The sequence below is a fragment of the Numidum massiliense genome (genome assembly GCF_001375555.1).
Classification (GTDB): domain Bacteria; phylum Bacillota; class Bacilli; order Thermoactinomycetales; family Novibacillaceae; genus Numidum; species Numidum massiliense.
On sequence record NZ_CTDZ01000009.1, the window covers coordinates 927,045 to 943,697 of the forward strand.

Below are 16,653 nucleotides of genomic sequence, written 5' to 3' on the forward strand. Positions count from 1 at the left end.
AATGAATGGATCGATATCATGGATCGATCACAAGGTGAATGTACGGAAATTGTGTAGGGGGACGCTATTCTCTCAAGTGGGATGGGAATGTTTGTCCCCCCGCCCATATGTAAACTGCGTATGCGAAGTTATGCTTCGCGGTACGTCGCACGCTTCTCTGCAGAGAAGTTCGTTGCGGCACGATGACAATCGTATGTGTAACATTTCTCTCGAAGGGTTTTAGCAGGAATTTGGAGGGAGAATATAGAAAAGGAAGACCTAAATAGTACTCCTAACCACCACGAAAGGAGAGGTCTTCCTTGAAAACCATTATACCAGAAATCGCTACTATCTTGGAACAGTCTACAGATATGTTGTCGTTTTGGGAAAGCTTACGTATTCGCCTGATGGAAGTGATGGCTGATCTGTTCGGAGAATTTTTGGAGCAGCTCGATCAGATGATGACGACGCATTACAAGGAAAAATACGGTTGGAAAAGTGAGCGATTGGACAGCCGGGAGTTCACCAGTTTTTTTGGGACAGTGTCCTATAAACGCCACTTGATGTACGACCGAAACGGAAACGCACATTACCCTGTCGATGAGGCAATCGGTTTAAAACGCCGTAAAAGATACAGCCCAGACCTTATGATGCTCGGAGCAGAGTTAGCTGCAGCGCCGGGAATGACCTACCGCCTCGCCTCAGAGGTCACGCAAAAACTTGCCGGTATAACGATCAGCCATACGACGTTTCAGCGCTTAGTAAAAGAAGCAGGTGAAGCTCAAGCTGTCATGGATGCTGAAAAAAGGGATCGAATTTTTGAGGATACGGTAATTCCTAACTCTCCGTCCGTTAAGCACTTATATTGCGAAGCAGATGGCTTATACGTCAAAGGGAGAGGCAAAGGAATAGAGATCAAAAATATGCTTGCCTATACCGGGTGGGAGCAAAACGGACAGCGTGTCTCGTTAACAGATCGTCACGTCTTTTCTACCGTTGAATCGGTGGATGACTTTTGGGAAATAGGTTATGCAGCGATTCGACATCGTTGGGATCTCTCACATACACATGTGGCGACTAATGCGGATGCGGCTTCATGGATCTCTGAGGAACGCGTTCAAAATACCTTTTCTGAAGCGACATCGGTTGTCCGCCAATTGGATCCTTTTCACGTAAAGAGGAGTATTCGTCGCGGGTTGAGCCGCCAGCCAAGGCTCATTCCTCAAATTGAAAAGGCAATATCCGAAAAAAATAAGGATAGGTTTAAAGCGGTGATTGATACGGCACAGGGAAATGCAGAGACGGAGCGAGAGGAAAAGCGTATCGAGAACATGCAGAAGTATCTTGAAGGGCACTGGGAGATCCTCTGCGACTGGCGTGAGGTTAGTCCAGACGTGCCAAAAAATGCTCGTAGGATGGGATGCATGGAATCGAACCAGAGACGTCTGGCATACCGCATGAAACGTCGTGGCATGTACTGGAGTGAAGAAGGGGCTCAAGCCATCGCCAAAGTACAACAAGGCGTTACCAATGGGACGTTGAGACAGGCATTATTAACTGTCTGGCCCAACCGCCAAGTGACACAAAAACTAAAACGCCATGCGAGGCGAATAGGTAAGTCGGATCACATTGGGGTTCAAGTTGGCAGGATTCAAGTAGGTGCCGCATCAGCTTCAAGTGCAATTGGGTATTTGGATAAGGTGGTTAATCGCCGTCCTTGAAATTCCTCAAGGGCGAACAACAAGTGAACGTTAGGGAATGACATATTTAGGTCCTTAAATCCTTGATCCTGTAAGGTCGTCGAGTAAAGCTTGACACATACATGACAATCGCAACGCTTGTCAAAGTTGGGTCGATGTGCTATACTAGTTATTGTAGTGAACAACGTCGTACGCGCGCGTTATATTTTGCGGATGTAGTTCAATGGTAGAACGCTAGCTTCCCAAGCTCGTAATGCGGGTTCGATTCCCGTCATCCGCTCCAAACGTAACTCCTTGCACAGCAAGGGGTTTTTTGTTTTTTTGATCCTTTTTCAACTGACCTTCGTCTATTAGGTGAAACAAGTTGGCTACCAGATCCATTGAGTCGCTCGTCTGAAAGAATGAACGGAATGGGTTGCGGTGCTTAATGGACCTAATAAATTATTTGGGGTTCCTTAATACTTTTTAAACAGGTTTTGAAAAGGATTTGAGGATTGCGTTGTAGTGTAAAGGTATTAGGTTGTCAGACAACCCCAAAACGACACTAGGAGGCTACTTATGAAGAAGAATTTGTTGATCCTATACGGAGGAAAGTCGGCAGAACACGAAGTATCTTTGACGACAGCGACAACCGTCATAAACGCCGTCGACAAAGCGAAGTATAATATTTTTCCCGTTTACATTACAAAACAGGGAACGTGGCGCAGTTGCGGTCAACTACGCGGGGACGCGTGTCAATTGCAATTTGACGGCGAGAGTGAAGACATTGCGCAATCGCTTGGCGACATCTTGTTGCGTTACTTTTCTACAACCGAAAAGACGGTCGTCTTTCCCGTCATTCACGGTCCGAACGGTGAAGATGGGACGTTGCAAGGGTTACTAGAGCTGTTGAATGTACCTTATGTCGGGAACGGCGTGCAAGCGTCCGCGATCGGCATTGACAAAGTAACGACGAAAGAGTTATTTACTACAGCAGGGCTGCCACAATGCGATTACGTCGCGTTCAAACACCACGAATGGGAGGCGGATGAGGAGGCAGTAGAGGTACGAATCGAGCAGACGATTGGCTACCCTTGTTACGTCAAACCGGCGCAAATGGGTTCCAGTGTCGGTATCAACTGGTGCGCCGATCGCGCCGCGCTAAGGCGAGCTATTCGCGAGGCGTTCCTGTACGACCGCAAAATCGTCGTTGAGCAAGAAGTCGTTGGGCGCGAGGTTCAAGTGGCCGTCATCGGCAATGACCACCCGATCAGTTCGATTGCTGGTGAGTTTGTAAAAGAAAAAGCGTTTTTTGACTACGGGACGAAGTATGGTCAAGGGAAGTTATTTAAACAAATTCCGGCAAACATTACGGAGGATACACATAGCGCCGTGCGGGAATTAGCTGTAAAAGCATTTCAAACGATTAACGGCTCCGGACTCATGCGCGTCGACTTCTTTGTGACCGACGCGGGCGACATTTTTCTAAATGAGGTGAACACGTTGCCGGGATGTACCGCATTCAGTATGTTTCCCGTCCTGTGGGAACAAACGAACGGCACCACCTACCCGCAGCTCATCGACCGCTTAATCGAGCTCGCGCTGGAACGTCACGCCCAAAAACAACAAATTTGTCATACGAGGGTCACCGTATGATTAGGCGCACGTTCACGCAAATTGCACACATGGTGGGCGGAATCGGGCGGCACGTGGACGAGAGCGAGCGACACATAGACGAGAGCGGGCGGCACGTGGACGAGGGTGAATGCCTTGCGGGCGAGGAAGGACCGCAGGCTGGTGGGTCTGGCCGACACGATGGCGTTCGCGACAGCGAGCAGGTGCTTGAGGTGCACGGCGTTTCGATCGATACGCGCACGATTCAACCTGGCAACTTGTTTATCCCGATCGTCGGAGAGCGGTTTAACGGGCACGCCTTTGTGCGTCAAGCGCTGGCAAGCGGCGCGGTGGCGGCGTTGTGGAACAAGCGAGAGCCGGAGCCGCCGCCGAATGTCCCGCTCATTTTCGTCGACGACACGACCGCTGCGCTCCAACGGTTGGCACAGGCATACCGGCAACAGCTAGGCGTAAAAGTTATCGGTATTACCGGGAGTAACGGGAAAACGTCGACGAAAGACATTTTAGCCGCCTTGTTAGCCACGACATATAATACCCAGAAAACGCGTGGTAATTTAAACAACCATTTTGGCGTGCCTTTGACGTTATTAGCGTTAGCCGAACATACGGAGGTCGCTGTCGTGGAGATGGGGATGTCTGGCCTAGGTGAAATCGAACAGTTGACATCGCTCGCCCGTCCAGATGTCGCGGTGATTACGAACGTCGGTGAATGCCACTTGTCCGATCTCGGGTCGCGTGAGCGGATTGCGCAAGCGAAAATGGAGATTTTAACGGGCTTGAGCGAAGACGGACTCTTCGTTTACAACGGTGACGATGCGCGTCTAATACAACATGTGCAGAGGGTCAGGCGTAGCGGGATGTTACCGTACCAAACCGTGACATTTGGCCAGTCGTCGTTTAATTCCTTCTATCCACAGCGATTTACTTGGACGGAATCGGGTATTTCTTTCACCCTTGCTCATGCTAATTGCCCGCCGTTATTTCTGCCGCTACTCGGTCAGCACCAACTGATGAATGGGATTTGTGCCATCACCGTTGCTGCCCACCTGGGCGTTCCATACACGCGGATGGTGCAAGGGCTGTTACAGGTAGAAGCTTCGCATATGCGCAACGAGCTTACGCGGGTCGGCAATGTAACGATTATGAACGACACATACAAATCGAATCCGACGAGTCTGCGCGCTGCCTTAGACACGATGTACGGGTTGAAAAAGTATCAGAAAAAAATCGCTGTTCTCGGCGACATGCTCGACATGGGTGACGAGGCGGTTCGTCTGCATCAAGAGATTGGCTCACAGATTGACTTAGAGCAAATTGATGCCTTATTGACGATTGGTCCGTTAGCAGCTCACATCGCAGCGGCTGCGAAGCAGCGCGCTCCCGGGCGTCAAATAATGGCTTTCACGACAAAAGAGGATCTCATTTCGGCACTTAAGGAGGTGGCTGAAGACGGATGTCTTATTTTGGTCAAAGGTTCGCGCGACTTACGACTAGAGGAAGTGGTCGCTGCGTTAGCTCCTTAATCCACCGGCACACGTGGGCGGAAGTGCGTTTGGATCGCATCGCACATAACATTAAGCAAATTCGCCAACGAATCGGTCCAAGGGTCCAATTTATGGCTGCGGTAAAAGCTGACGCCTACGGACACGGTGACGTGCAAGTCGCCGAAGTGGCCCTAAAAAGCGGTGTCGATGCTTTTGCCGTCGCTCTGTTAAGTGAAGCGATCCATTTGCGCCAGAACGGCATTCGGGCACCGATTTTAGTGCTCACTCCAATCGTGCCTCAAGATATTGACATAGCGGTCGCTAACGACCTTGCCTTAACCGTTAGCGACGCCACTTGGTTACAGGAGATGCGGAGGTACAAAACGTCGAAAGATCGCGTGCGCGTGCACGTGAAGTGTGACACGGGATTAGGGCGGCTAGGCCTTCGCGAGCGCGCGGAGTTGGGGGCACTTGCGCCACTATTGCGCGCGGACGATATCGCCGTCGAAGGGCTGTACACCCATTTCGCGTCGGCAAATCAGCCAGATACGACTTATTACAACGAGCAGTATCAGCGCTTTTTGGCGATGCAGGAATCGTTTAAGGCCGAAGGGTTTCCCGATGTGACCGTGCATTGTGCCAATAGTGCGGCGGCGCTGCGAGATCCGGACAACACCTTTGACATGGTTAGAATCGGGGCAGCCCTATACGGGATAGACCCTGTCCCGGGGGAGGTCAGCCGTGTTTCCTTACAACCTGCTCTCTCGCTACACACGCGAGTGACGCACGTCAAACGATTGAAAAAAGGGTGTTTCGTCGGTTACGACATGTCCTACCGAACCGTAGGAGACGAATGGATCGCAACCGTTCCGATCGGTTATGCCGACGGCTGGTCCCATTGTTTTCAAGGTTTTCACACACTGGTCGGTGGGCGAGAAGCGCCGATCGTCGGTAAAATATGTATGGATCAACAGATGATTTGCTTACCCGCATATTACCCTCCAGGCACGAAGGTCACATTGCTCGGCGCACAAGGTAAACGGCGGATTCTCCTGTCCGATTTAGGCCAGCATGTCGGTGGTGCACCGCAAGAAGTATCGACGATGATTACGGACCGCGTACCGCGCGTGTACTTGTACGATGGTGAAGTCGTCGGGGTCTACGAAGAACGTTCGCGAATGGCAGCGAGGGATCCGGTAGTCGTCGGTTAGTATCACAGACATCCTGTATCATTCGTATAAAGAACGTGCAGTACCATTTGCGTGGCATACATGCTATACCCGCTCATAAAAGGACGTTGTGTACCACTTGCCTAACGGATCGTTGAACGGACTGTAGGATATCCCGAATGCGTTCGGGATATCCTTATTTGGCGTTGAAACGCGATCCTTACTATTCTAGCAATTACTGCCTGAAAATCGTACGCTAGTATTGTACGTTGTTAAAGGTAGTAGTGAAGGCGCTCCTCCAACTCACGTCCGCGTTCTATTGCTATTTGTTTTAGTAGTCGTTCTTTTTTCCAAGCACGGTGCAATTCCGCTGCCTTTAGGCAGTGGCGCGAAATTGTCACGCAAAACGGTCCGATTCTCAACATCATTCGATATCCTCCCACTATAAATTAGTTTTATCTCGTGTTTCCTCACTCATTCACCGTATTTCAGCCCTTGACATTTGAGTGTGATGGATAATAAGTGCATAACTGTGTTTTTATGGGATCGGGGTTTGGTGCGGGAACAGAGAAATAACACTAAATTCCATATTCCCCCAGTCATTATGCGATGATCGCACCCTGGATCTCCACTTTCACCCTTGCGGTTTACCCTCCCATGTCACACGGGGTCTATTGCCCTTACATTCCTTCGTTCTACCTCTCAAGGGGTGGAGGCCGCTTCTTGCTCCCTTACTGGGTCGTTGCCCTTATGGAAATTGTACTGCGGCTACTCCGTGCTTCAGTTGTCTTTGCCTTCCCTACGGAAAAACTTAAGGTCACACGACGATTGGCTAATTCGTTTTAAGCAGCCATCTGTAACTGTTGCTGGCGCACTGGACCCAGAACATCCTTCGCATCATACGCAATCTGCCTCGTACCGAGCGTATGCAGAACTTTGATCAGTTTGCAGCATAGGGCAATAAGCGATTGCTTCTTTTTCAGGGGATTGTGACGACGTGTCGTGTAGTAACGATGCATCGCTTTAAACTCGGCATTTTTAGCGACCATCGGGAGGACACATCGGAATAGCAGGGCACGTAACCTTGCACGTCCTCGTTTACTAATACTCGCTTTCCCCTTCTTCTTGCCTGAGCTATTCTCTTTGAGATTCAACCCCGCCAAGCGGATGATTTGTTGCCCGTGGTCGTAGTCATTTAAATCACCCACTTCTGCTAGAAAACCAGCGAGTGTGACAATGCCCACACCGGGAATGGTCATCATTGCTTCGGTACCGGGGATTTTCTCAAGCAGTTGCTCCACTTGCCGCATGATCTCTTCTAGTTGGTCAGCTAACAAGGTGTACTGATCTAGCAGCATCGAACATTCAATCTTCGCGGCATACATGCCTTCTGTAAGCCCGATAGAAGTTGTCGCTACTTTCACCAACTTCTCGGCGCGCTTTATCCCGACAGCCCGCTTCACTTCCGATTTCCAATGCTTGAGAATGGCTTCGGCGCCTAAAGCGACAATCTCATTGGGCATTGGAAATTCACGCAAGGTCATTAGCGATGCTTTGCCTTCCCAGTCTTTAAACACTTGATGGTACTCAGGGAAGAAGCGGTCTAGCCAGTTCTGAATACGCAGTTTTGCTTGATTAAAGTTCACCATTACTTTTTCTCGCAGGTTCATGATGATCCGTAAATCGGCATAAACCTGTGTCGGGAACTTCGGTTCAGCGTAGTGACCGTTGCGGATAAGATCCGCGATCACTTTGGCATCTTTGTAGTCGTTTTTCGTCGGTGAGTTGTCTTCCAACTCTTTACTTCGGTTGACATGATGTGGGTTAACCACAACGACTTTGATGCCTTCTTCTTTTAAAAATGCCGCTAAAGGAAACCAATAGTGTCCAGTTGGTTCAACGCCAAACAGCACATCTGTTTTGTTGTGAACCTGTTTTAAGTCCTTCATCCACTTCACCAGTTTGGTTAGCCCTTGGTGCGTATTCTCGAACACGCAGTCTTTTCCGAGTTCGATCCCCCGAAAGTCGATCGCACGAGCGACGTGTGTCTGCTTGGCAATGTCTGCCCCAACGATTAAGGTTTTTTCGGTCATGCGTAAAATGCGTTGATTTTTCTTCTGTTTCATCTTATACTTCATGTGAGTGTCTCCTTTTGCCTTGGGATGAATGAGTGTAGCGCTACATTCTAACCCAAGCTTACTGGAGGCACTTTTTTTGTGCAAACCTCAAATTAATTCATTACAGGAATGGCTCCTTAAGACATTCTTTCTAGCATATGAATGTGACAATGAAAATGCGACAACGGTTTTCATGGATCGACACCTCCTTAGCATATGAGTGCTCTTGCTTTTTATGATAAAAAGAATGGTGAAGACCGTTCGACATCTTGTGGTATGATGTGATATAAACGAATGTAAGCGCTATATTACAGAATTAATTTTCTTGTGAAAGGGCGGATGTGTATGTTGAAGCGGTTAGCAGCAGCAGCGAACAAAATGATGCAACGTTATTTGCCGGATCCGTTTTTATTCGCCGTTATTTTATCCCTCGTTGTCTTTGTGGCGGCAATTGTCGTGACGAGGAGTACACCGCAAGACGTTGTCGCCTATTGGGGAAATGGCTTTTGGGGGCTATTAGAGTTTACGATGCAAATGGTGCTCATTCTCGTCACTGGCCACGTCATGGCCAGTAGCTCTTTTTTTGAGCGCTTACTTGCGAGGTTGGCGCGGAGTGCGAAGACAGGCGGTCAGGCAATCCTACTCGTGACACTCATTTCGCTTCTTGCCAGTTGGATCAACTGGGGGTTCGGCCTCGTCATCGGGGCACTGTTTGCAAAGCAACTGGCGCGGTACGTGCAAAAAATTGATTACCGCCTACTGATTGCAAGTGCGTACAGTGGCTTTATCGTCTGGCACGGGGGTTTGGCGGGCTCTGTGCCGTTGACAATCGCCACGGAGGGACATTTTGCCCAAAACCTCATTGGCGTCATTCCGACGGATGACACCATTTTTGCTCCGTTTAACTTAGTGATCGTCGCGACCCTTTTTGTTGTCGTGCCGATCGTGAACCGTCTCATGTTAAACCCGCAAGAAGCGGTCTACGTCGACCCGCAGTTGTTAACTGGTTCAATGGAAGCGGCTACAGTGGAAGATGAGCCGATGACGCCAGCAACGCGCCTCGAAAACAGTCAGTGGCTGTCTCTCGTCGTCGGACTGTTAGGGATCGCTTATATTATGTATTATTTGTGGACGAACGGATTTAATTTGAACCTAAATATCGTCAACTTTACGTTCTTATTTGTAGGTATTCTTTTGCACCGCACGCCGCGCCGTTTTCTCGTCGCTGTGCAGCAAGCAGTTAAAGGAGCAGGTGGCATTATTATTCAGTTCCCTTTTTACGCCGGTTTAATGGGAATTATGGTCGACTCTGGGTTGGCGAAGGTCGTGTCGGAAGCGTTCGTCGCCATCTCGAACGAAGTGACGTTTCCGCTATTCTCATTCTTAAGTGCGGGATTCGTCAACATTTTTGTCCCTTCGGGCGGCGGTCAGTGGGCCGTACAGGGACCAATTATGTTGGCGGCGGGCAACGAACTCGGAGTGAGTGCGGCAAAGACGGCGATGGCTGTCGCTTGGGGGGACGCTTGGACGAACATGATCCAGCCGTTTTGGGCGTTGCCGGCCCTGGCGATCGCCGGTTTAAAAGCGCGGGACATTATGGGCTTTTGTCTCATTACGTTGTTTATTAGCGGGGCGATTATTGGCCTGGGGTTGCTGTTGCTGTAGCTTACGGCTATGTCGTGGCCATGTCATCTAGACTTTCATATGGCCACGCTTTGGCTTTGTCATGTCTATGTCCTATCGCGTTAACTGATATAAGAGGTGTTTTGTTGCAAGAGATTTCATGAGGTTATAGAAAGAAATGTGGTTGGGGGCGATCGTTATTTCTCGTGCCAAATTGGAAACATGTTTAAGTGAAGCAGCGCGGCGGTACGGTGGTGACAGGTGTGGGATGCGGTTGTTAGGCGGTTTCTCCAACAATGTTTACGGGTTGGAACGAAACGGTGAGACGATTGTCCTTAAGTTTACACCGGCGTCCGCGAGCAACGAAGAACTTCTTACGAGTGAACGCGAGTGGGTGGACTATTTGGCGGCAAACGGGGTGAACGTCACGCGAGCGGTTACCTCTTCCCGCGGGGAGTGGTTGGAACGAATCGCGGCAGACGGGGAAGGTGACTATTTCGTCGTCGCGTATGAGCAGGCCGCGGGAAATATCGTTGCCGTAACGGATCGCGAACAGTTTAACGACCGGTTGTTTCGAAAATGGGGCGCAGTCATGGGAAAGATGCACGCGCTTGCGAAAGTTTACCAGCCTGTAAGGGCGGTGCAGCATAGGCAGTGGGACGAGGAGGACATGTTTCGACACTTCCCTGACCACGTCAGTCGTGCGGTTAAGGAGAGGTGGCGCGATTACACACAAACATTGTGTGAGTTGCCCAAAGATCGGGAGTGTTACGGGATCGTACATCACGACCTTCATCCCGGGAATTTTTTTATCCATAAGGGCGACCTCGTTTTGTTTGATTTTGGTGATTCGCTGTATCATTGGTTTGCGTACGACATTGCCATTTCGCTTTACCACGCGGTACAAACGGTTCCGCGAAGTGAGCCAGGGCGACGGCAGGCGTTTGCCAAACGTTTTTTCGTGGCCTTTTTTGAAGGGTATGCTAGGGAAAACACGATTGGCCGTGAATGGATCGAGAAACTGCCATTCTTTTTGTCTTACCGACAGCTCTATTCATACGTATACTTCGAAACGTTTTTGAATGTGAATGAGCTAAGCGAAAACGAAAGAGGAGCCATCAGGCGCATGAGGGAAAGTGTGGAACAGGGCGTCCCGTTTATTGACGGCATTGATGTGATAACTGCTTTAACATAGGCGGCAGTGAAAAAAAGATGTCGACAGGGAGTATATTATTGTATTTGCTGGTAAACTAATATATACTTACACTAGGATGAAAAAAGGGGGAGTTTGTACCCATGTCTTCCCGAATCGACGTTTGCGACTTTTGCGATGAATTAAAGGAAGTAACGCCACATGGTTTTTCGGGCAGGGACGAAAGTGAAGGGACAGCTTCCTTGATATGTAAAGAATGTCTCGAATTGAAAATTAACGAGTACACGCAAATGTTAAAGGAATTTGATCAGATGTATTAAGCTGCGTGGGGGCGGGTGAGTAGCTGGTGCGCTCCCTGGTCTTCAAAACCATGCGAGGGGCCGGTTCGGTCCTTGGTGGGTTCGATTCCCACACGCTCCCGCCAATATGTACTTGCGAATGCAGCTCAATCTGATCGTAAATGTGCTCGCGAATGTACGAATGTGCAAAAAACAGGACCCGGTTGCGGGTCTTTTTTTATCGTGCGACATTTTTATAAAAACTGCAGCTTCAGCCATGCGTAGTATCAAAAGTTTCATGCGCAGTATCAAAGTTTTCGTAGTTAAGGGATGTTAGGGGGATACCACGTGTTTTCCGGTAAAGTGATCGTCATTACAGGTGCGAGTAGCGGCATTGGCGCTGAGCTAGCGAAGAGTTGTGCAGCACGCGGGGCAAAGGTCGTGCTCGTCGCGCGTTCGCATCAGAAGTTGGCCACCGCCAGGCTTGCGCTCGAGGTGGAGTGCAAAGATCGTGTACCTCTTGCGGGTTGTGTGGATGGCGCGAGCAGCTTAGTCATTCCTACCGATGTGACACAAGAAAATGACGTACAGGCGATGGTCGCGCGGGTCATCGGGACGTACGGGCGGATCGACGTCCTCGTCAACAATGCCGGATACGGCGTGTTTGACCGCTTCGCTGAAGCTGAAATCGCGGACATGCGCGGGATGATGGACGTTAACTACATGGGGACCGTGTTGTGTACGAAGTACGTATTGCCACATATGCTCGCACAGGGTGAAGGGCACGTCATTAACATCGCTTCTGTGGCGGGAAAAATTGCGACTGCCAAGTCCACGGGCTATGCCGCCTCCAAGTTTGCCGTGATCGGGTTCACCGACAGTTTGCGCTTGGAACTCACGAATACAGGGGTGTTTGTGACGGCGGTTTGCCCCGGCCCGGTCGACACGCCGTTTTTCGAGCGTGCAGACCGCAGCGGGGACTACGTGCGCAATGTAAAGAAGTTCATGATTAAGCCACAAGATGTCGTACGAGCAGTCGTAAATGTGATCCGCCGTCCGCGCGACGAGGTCGTCCTGCCGTCTTTTATGCGCGCGGCGGTAAGGTTACAACAGTTGTTTCCACGCCTGATTAAAAAAGTGGGGAAGAAGTGGTTTACGCAAAAATGACGGGCTGTGCACCGCATGAACCGTTCGGTATACGGTGGTTCATGAAATATTCCTGTGACAACAGGTGATCCATCATACGTGACAACTCTCTTGCATACGTGACAACTCTCTTGCGTTCTATTTGTAATAACTGGTCAACACGAAATTGAGAAATAGATGGTGGAAATAGATGGGACAGCTGTGAGGCTGTCCCTGGGTGCATTGTGTTACAGTGAACCATCCATTATTTACTCTGTTCCTGCTTATGTGCATTGATCGGAGTAGGGCACCGATCTCCGGCAAACGCTATTAATGGTATAACTAAAAGAGCGACGACGATGACTGAAGCAAACAGTTTTTTCAACGGCAATTACCTCCTACGAGTAATGGACTCTATGTTAAACATATTTTCTGTTTCATGGAGAAATGCTTCACGGTCGCCGATTCTATTGTGGTAATTCGCCAGCACGAAATGAAAGTCCTTCTTTTTGTTGAGCAACTTGCTCCTTTCGGCTAACTGCATTCCTTTTTCGCAAATTGCCTTTACCTCATCGGAATTCTTCCCTGACGCGATCTGTGCCCTTAGTAACAACAGCGGTAAATATTCTGAGGTTAGGTTGAACTTTTGCGCAAGCTTGGTTGCTTTGTTTGCATACTCCTCTGCCTTATCATACTGCTTAGTCTCGTAGTAAACTTCGCCGTATGAATAATACAAGGTTGCCCGCTGATGTTCATCATTCGTTTTCCGACACAAATTATACGATATGTCGTAATAACGCAAGGCCTGATCGTACATTTTTTTGTGAAAGTGAGCATCTCCCAAATTGAGATACAGCACACTCCCTATCCACGGTTCGGCACAGCACTTGCGTGCTAGGTCAACCGCTTGTTGAAACACTGTAAACGCCTGATCGTACAAGTGTTGGCGCTTGAGGACGAGCGCCTCTAAGTTGTAGGTTAACAGAAGATTTTTGACGTCGTGGCTCGATTCACACGCTTCTCTTGCCTCCATCGCATACCGAAACGCCTCGGCGTATTGTTCAAGGTAAAAGTAGTAGGCACCTTTACCGTATAGAATTTGTCCTTTAAGATGCGTTTCCTCGCCGTCCTCGCAAAATTCTGCCAGCGCCTTGTCAGAGTATGCAATGCCTTGTTCATAGTCTTGGTCACCGAGGACGAATATAAGCGCCAAGTTGAAATACGCCTCGGCAGCAAGGTTGGTCGCATCATCGAGGTCATCTTCCTGCAGTAGCCGCAACACTTGGTGTAGTGCTTTCTTGGCACGATCCCACTGCCCTTGTTTCCGTAACACAATCCCTTTAAGTAGCTGGGCAGTCGCCGCAAAAAGCGGAAACTCGTTCAGTCTCTCGTCCCGTTCGAGTGCGCTCACCTCTTTGCGCGCCTCATCGTACAGCTCCAGTTCGCCCAAGTGGCGGATGAACGATATCTGACGGGCGAAACACTCCTGCTCGACTTCCGTCTTTTGCAACATTTTTTCTACCATCTCGTCAGTTAAGCCGAGTTTCTCGCGAATGTAGGCAACCTTATCGCTAATGACGTTGCCAGTGATGCCGCGTTCGATGTTGCTGATCGTCGGCACCGAGATGTTTTCGTTGGCCAAGTCGTTCAAGGTCAAACCAAGCTCCTTGCGGCGTTGACGGATGAGTGACCCGAGTAAAATAGGATCGAGTGTCATGTTAATTCCCCTCCCTCTTTTGATCTGCGATCTCTGTCGTCGTCTAAGTTGTTATGGAAGTTATTCTACAGAAATTGCCGAATTCCTGCTAAGTGAGCAAAATTTTTTTATGATTTATTTGAGGCCGTGTCGTGGCGATTCGCGCGGTTGTCATTACAACGGTCGCGTTGGTTTACTTATGGATAAAAAAAGATAGGGGAATCATTCGGGTGTGATCGTTTACGCATAAAATAAAGGACAAAAGGATACACAACTGATGCGGTGCACCCTTTTGTCCGTTGACTAGATTTTAGCGACTAAGCCTTTAAACTTCGCGTGATTGACCTTCACCCCGTCGTCGAGTTCAATCACGATCTGCTGTTCGGCCATGTTGTGCAACAGCTCGTCGTATGCCTTCAGCTCATCGATTGTTAGGTGCGCGCTTCCCCGTGTGGCACGGGTGAGCGGCGTTCAGAAACGAGAATGCCGCATAAGATTAGGGCAACGCCGACCCATTGCCAGCCTGTCACCTGTTCGTGTAGTATGAGCCGGGAAGCGATCACGGCGACAGGCAGTTCGGCCGAGCCAAGGATGGTCGCTAAGCCCGATCCGATCTGCGGAATGCCAGCTGTGAAGCATAAAATCGGGATAAATGACCCGAACAGTCCAGTAAGAAGCCCGTATGGCCACAATCCGTTTGTGAGCGATCCGTCGAACAAAAAAGTGGGCGGATAGACGCAAAAGATGAGCACGAGGGAGCCGGTTACCATCAGCGGGCTGCGAATCCACGGACTCACTTCGGTCGCGATGCGGCCGCTGAAGAAAAGAAACAGCGCGTAACTGAGCGCGGACCCCAAACCAAACAACAGGCCGATTGGCGACACGTTTTCACTGAACATGGTGGACACGTCGGCTGCGAGTACGGTTCCGATGAGGACGATGACGAGCGCGATCACTTTATAGCGGTGAGGTGGCTTGCGCTCGGCGATCCACTCGATTAAAATGCCGATCCACACGAACTGGAACAAGAGGACGATGGCGAAAGAAGCGGGCAAGTAGGACGCCGCCATATAATAAAAAATGCCCGTTAAGCCGGAAAAAGAGCCGAAGAGCAGCAGTTTCCCGAACGATTTTAACGTTAAGGTACGAAACTTACGCAAGTGGAACAACGCGGGGATCCAAAGCAAAACGGTGCCAAAGGCGATCTGCGCGCCGGTTAACTGCGCCGGGGTAAAGCCGCTCGCATACCCTAGTTTGACAAAAATGACGGGTAGCCCGAAGCTCGCCCCGCCGAGAAATACGAGAAGTATTGAAAGCCAATAGTTCATGAAATAGCCCTTCCTACAGTTAAAAGTAAGCGTGTAAAGCACAACTATTATAGCACAAAAGTAGCTGTTACGGCCGATGTGCGCGATAGAGAAACGCGTGTTTTGAAAGCCCTGACGACGCACATGCAGTGAAGCTCTAGCGGTAAAGGAGTGGGACAGTCTACAAATATCCGGAGGATGTGTACGACTGTACCTGTTAATGTGGACAATATTTTGGTATTGTTAGACGAAAAGGAGGCGGTACGAGACGATGTCCAACGAAACGACGCGCATTCTCGCCATATCCGACATTCACGGGCAGTATAACATGCTCACTCGGTTACTCAACAAAGTAAAGTACCGTCCAGAAACCGACAAACTCGTTTTTTTAGGTGATTACATTGATCGCGGCAAGTGTTCCAAAGAGGTCGTTGCGACTGTCAAGCGGTTGGTTGAAGAGGATGGAGCGATCGCGATTCGCGGCAACCACGATCAAATATTGCTTAGTATGTTGGACGATGACTGGTCTTGGAACAATTGGGTCATTAACGGTGGTATGGCGACGTTGGAAAGTTATCTCGGGCGGACGGTGACTGCAGAAGACGACGTGGCTAATCATTTGCAAGCGATGCGCGAACAGTATCACGATCACCTCGATTTTCTGGCCTCGTTGCCCCTTTATTGGGAAGATGAGCGGCACATTTTTATTCACGCAGGCATCGACCCCGAATTGGACGACTGGAGACAAACGCCGGCGAAAACGATGCTGTGGATTCGGGAGAAATTTTATCGCGCCCAGCTAGACACGGGAAAAACGGTCGTCTTTGGGCATACGCCGACGGCGAAATTACACGTCATGCGCGCGTCAATCGGCGTGTGCGGTGAAGACGACATGCACAGGTTAAACGGTAGGGGTGGGTTACACGGTTTAGAGAGGTTAAACGGTAGGGATGGGTTACACGGTATAGAGAGGATAAACGGTAGGGATGGGTCACACGGTGTAAACAGGATAAACGGTAGGGATGGGTCACACGGTGTAAACAGGATAAACGATAAGGATGGGACACACGGTGTGCACGAGGTAGGCGGTAGGGACGATCTGCGCGAGGTTGAAGAAATGTTTGCCCCGTGGTTTGAGCGGGACAACTCTGGCGCGTTCACTAAAATCGGCATTGACGGCGGCGCGGCTTACGGTCGCCAATTAAACTGTCTGATCATCACAGGTGGTACGTACGATTATGTGTATGTAACGAATGATGTGAACGGTGCGTCGGGCGATTCCTTAGAGGCCGTTCGTACGATAACGTCATCCATACGGTAACGTTAGCCGATGGCGAAGCATCGAGCGGATGAGTGACAGGGTGAAAGGATAGAGGTGAAAGAGGGGCGTCGTAACGGTTAGGCGCAA

The 16,653-nt window shown here is 49.8% G+C and carries 13 protein-coding genes and 2 tRNA genes; 10 read left to right on the plus strand and 5 right to left on the minus strand.

The features are described from left to right. The first annotated feature begins 350 nt into the window (after positions 1-350). The 5 genes from BN1247_RS04890 to alr all read left to right on the plus strand — a co-directional run bounded on the left by BN1247_RS04890 (position 351) and on the right by alr (position 5,988). A complete protein-coding gene (locus BN1247_RS04890) occupies positions 351-1,700 on the plus strand; it encodes an ISLre2 family transposase (protein ID WP_187119684.1) in 1,350 nt (449 codons plus the stop codon). A 188-nt stretch (positions 1,701-1,888) separates the two neighbouring features. Then, positions 1,889-1,962 (plus strand) — tRNA-Gly (locus BN1247_RS04895). A 275-nt stretch (positions 1,963-2,237) separates the two neighbouring features. After that, the gene (locus tag BN1247_RS04900) at positions 2,238-3,314 is read left to right on the plus strand and encodes a D-alanine--D-alanine ligase (protein ID WP_054949388.1); all 1,077 of its coding nucleotides are present in this window, start codon (positions 2,238-2,240) and stop codon (positions 3,312-3,314) included. Next, a complete protein-coding gene (locus tag BN1247_RS04905; protein WP_231633142.1) occupies positions 3,311-4,816 on the plus strand; it encodes a UDP-N-acetylmuramoyl-tripeptide--D-alanyl-D-alanine ligase in 1,506 nt (501 codons plus the stop codon). The genes BN1247_RS04900 and BN1247_RS04905 overlap by 4 nt, the downstream gene beginning before the upstream one ends. Continuing rightward, complete coding sequence (gene alr, locus BN1247_RS04910) at positions 4,816-5,988, plus strand: alanine racemase (protein ID WP_074011257.1); 1,173 nt, start codon at positions 4,816-4,818, stop codon at positions 5,986-5,988. Before BN1247_RS04905 ends, alr begins: the two co-directional genes overlap by 1 nt. Positions 5,989-6,218: 230 nt before the next feature. Here alr and BN1247_RS17600 read toward each other — a convergent pair whose 3' ends face one another. Continuing rightward, complete coding sequence (locus BN1247_RS17600) at positions 6,219-6,374, minus strand: hypothetical protein (protein ID WP_157360847.1); 156 nt, start codon at positions 6,372-6,374, stop codon at positions 6,219-6,221. 414 nt (positions 6,375-6,788) lie between these two features. Beyond that, positions 6,789-8,084, minus strand: a complete 1,296-nt coding sequence (locus BN1247_RS04915; RefSeq protein WP_054948550.1) for an IS110 family RNA-guided transposase — start codon at positions 8,082-8,084, stop codon at positions 6,789-6,791. 327 nt (positions 8,085-8,411) lie between these two features. Here BN1247_RS04915 and BN1247_RS04920 point away from each other — a divergent pair, with 327 nt between their 5' ends. The 4 genes from BN1247_RS04920 (at position 8,412) to BN1247_RS04940 (ending at position 12,284) form a co-directional block, all read left to right on the plus strand. After that, a complete protein-coding gene (locus tag BN1247_RS04920; protein WP_054951500.1) occupies positions 8,412-9,728 on the plus strand; it encodes a short-chain fatty acid transporter in 1,317 nt (438 codons plus the stop codon). Between the two features lie 172 nt (positions 9,729-9,900). After that, positions 9,901-10,881, plus strand: coding sequence for a phosphotransferase enzyme family protein (locus tag BN1247_RS04925; RefSeq protein WP_187119727.1), 981 nt, complete (start codon positions 9,901-9,903; stop codon positions 10,879-10,881). A gap of 285 nt (positions 10,882-11,166) precedes the next feature. Further along, a tRNA-Sec gene (locus tag BN1247_RS04930) sits at positions 11,167-11,263 on the plus strand. Between the two features lie 202 nt (positions 11,264-11,465). Beyond that, positions 11,466-12,284 carry an SDR family oxidoreductase gene (locus BN1247_RS04940; protein ID WP_231633145.1) on the plus strand — a complete coding sequence of 273 codons (819 nt, stop codon included), beginning with the start codon at positions 11,466-11,468 and terminating at the stop codon, positions 12,282-12,284. Positions 12,285-12,633: 349 nt separating this feature from the next. On the opposite strand, the gene BN1247_RS04945 is transcribed toward BN1247_RS04940, so the two are convergent. From BN1247_RS04945 to BN1247_RS04950, 3 genes are all read right to left on the minus strand, one after another. Continuing rightward, positions 12,634-13,959 carry a helix-turn-helix domain-containing protein gene (locus BN1247_RS04945; RefSeq protein ID WP_054949393.1) on the minus strand — a complete coding sequence of 442 codons (1,326 nt, stop codon included), beginning with the start codon at positions 13,957-13,959 and terminating at the stop codon, positions 12,634-12,636. Between the two features lie 282 nt (positions 13,960-14,241). Next, positions 14,242-14,337, minus strand: coding sequence for a restriction endonuclease (locus tag BN1247_RS17935; RefSeq protein WP_390622027.1), 96 nt, complete (start codon positions 14,335-14,337; stop codon positions 14,242-14,244). A gap of 32 nt (positions 14,338-14,369) precedes the next feature. Beyond that, complete coding sequence (locus BN1247_RS04950; RefSeq protein WP_054949394.1) at positions 14,370-15,266, minus strand: EamA family transporter; 897 nt, start codon at positions 15,264-15,266, stop codon at positions 14,370-14,372. 250 nt (positions 15,267-15,516) lie between these two features. Between BN1247_RS04950 and BN1247_RS04955 the strand changes: the two genes are divergently transcribed. After that, on the plus strand, positions 15,517-16,566 hold the full coding sequence (locus BN1247_RS04955) for a metallophosphoesterase family protein (RefSeq protein WP_054949395.1): 1,050 nt from the start codon (positions 15,517-15,519) through the stop codon (positions 16,564-16,566). Positions 16,567-16,653 lie beyond the last annotated feature (87 nt).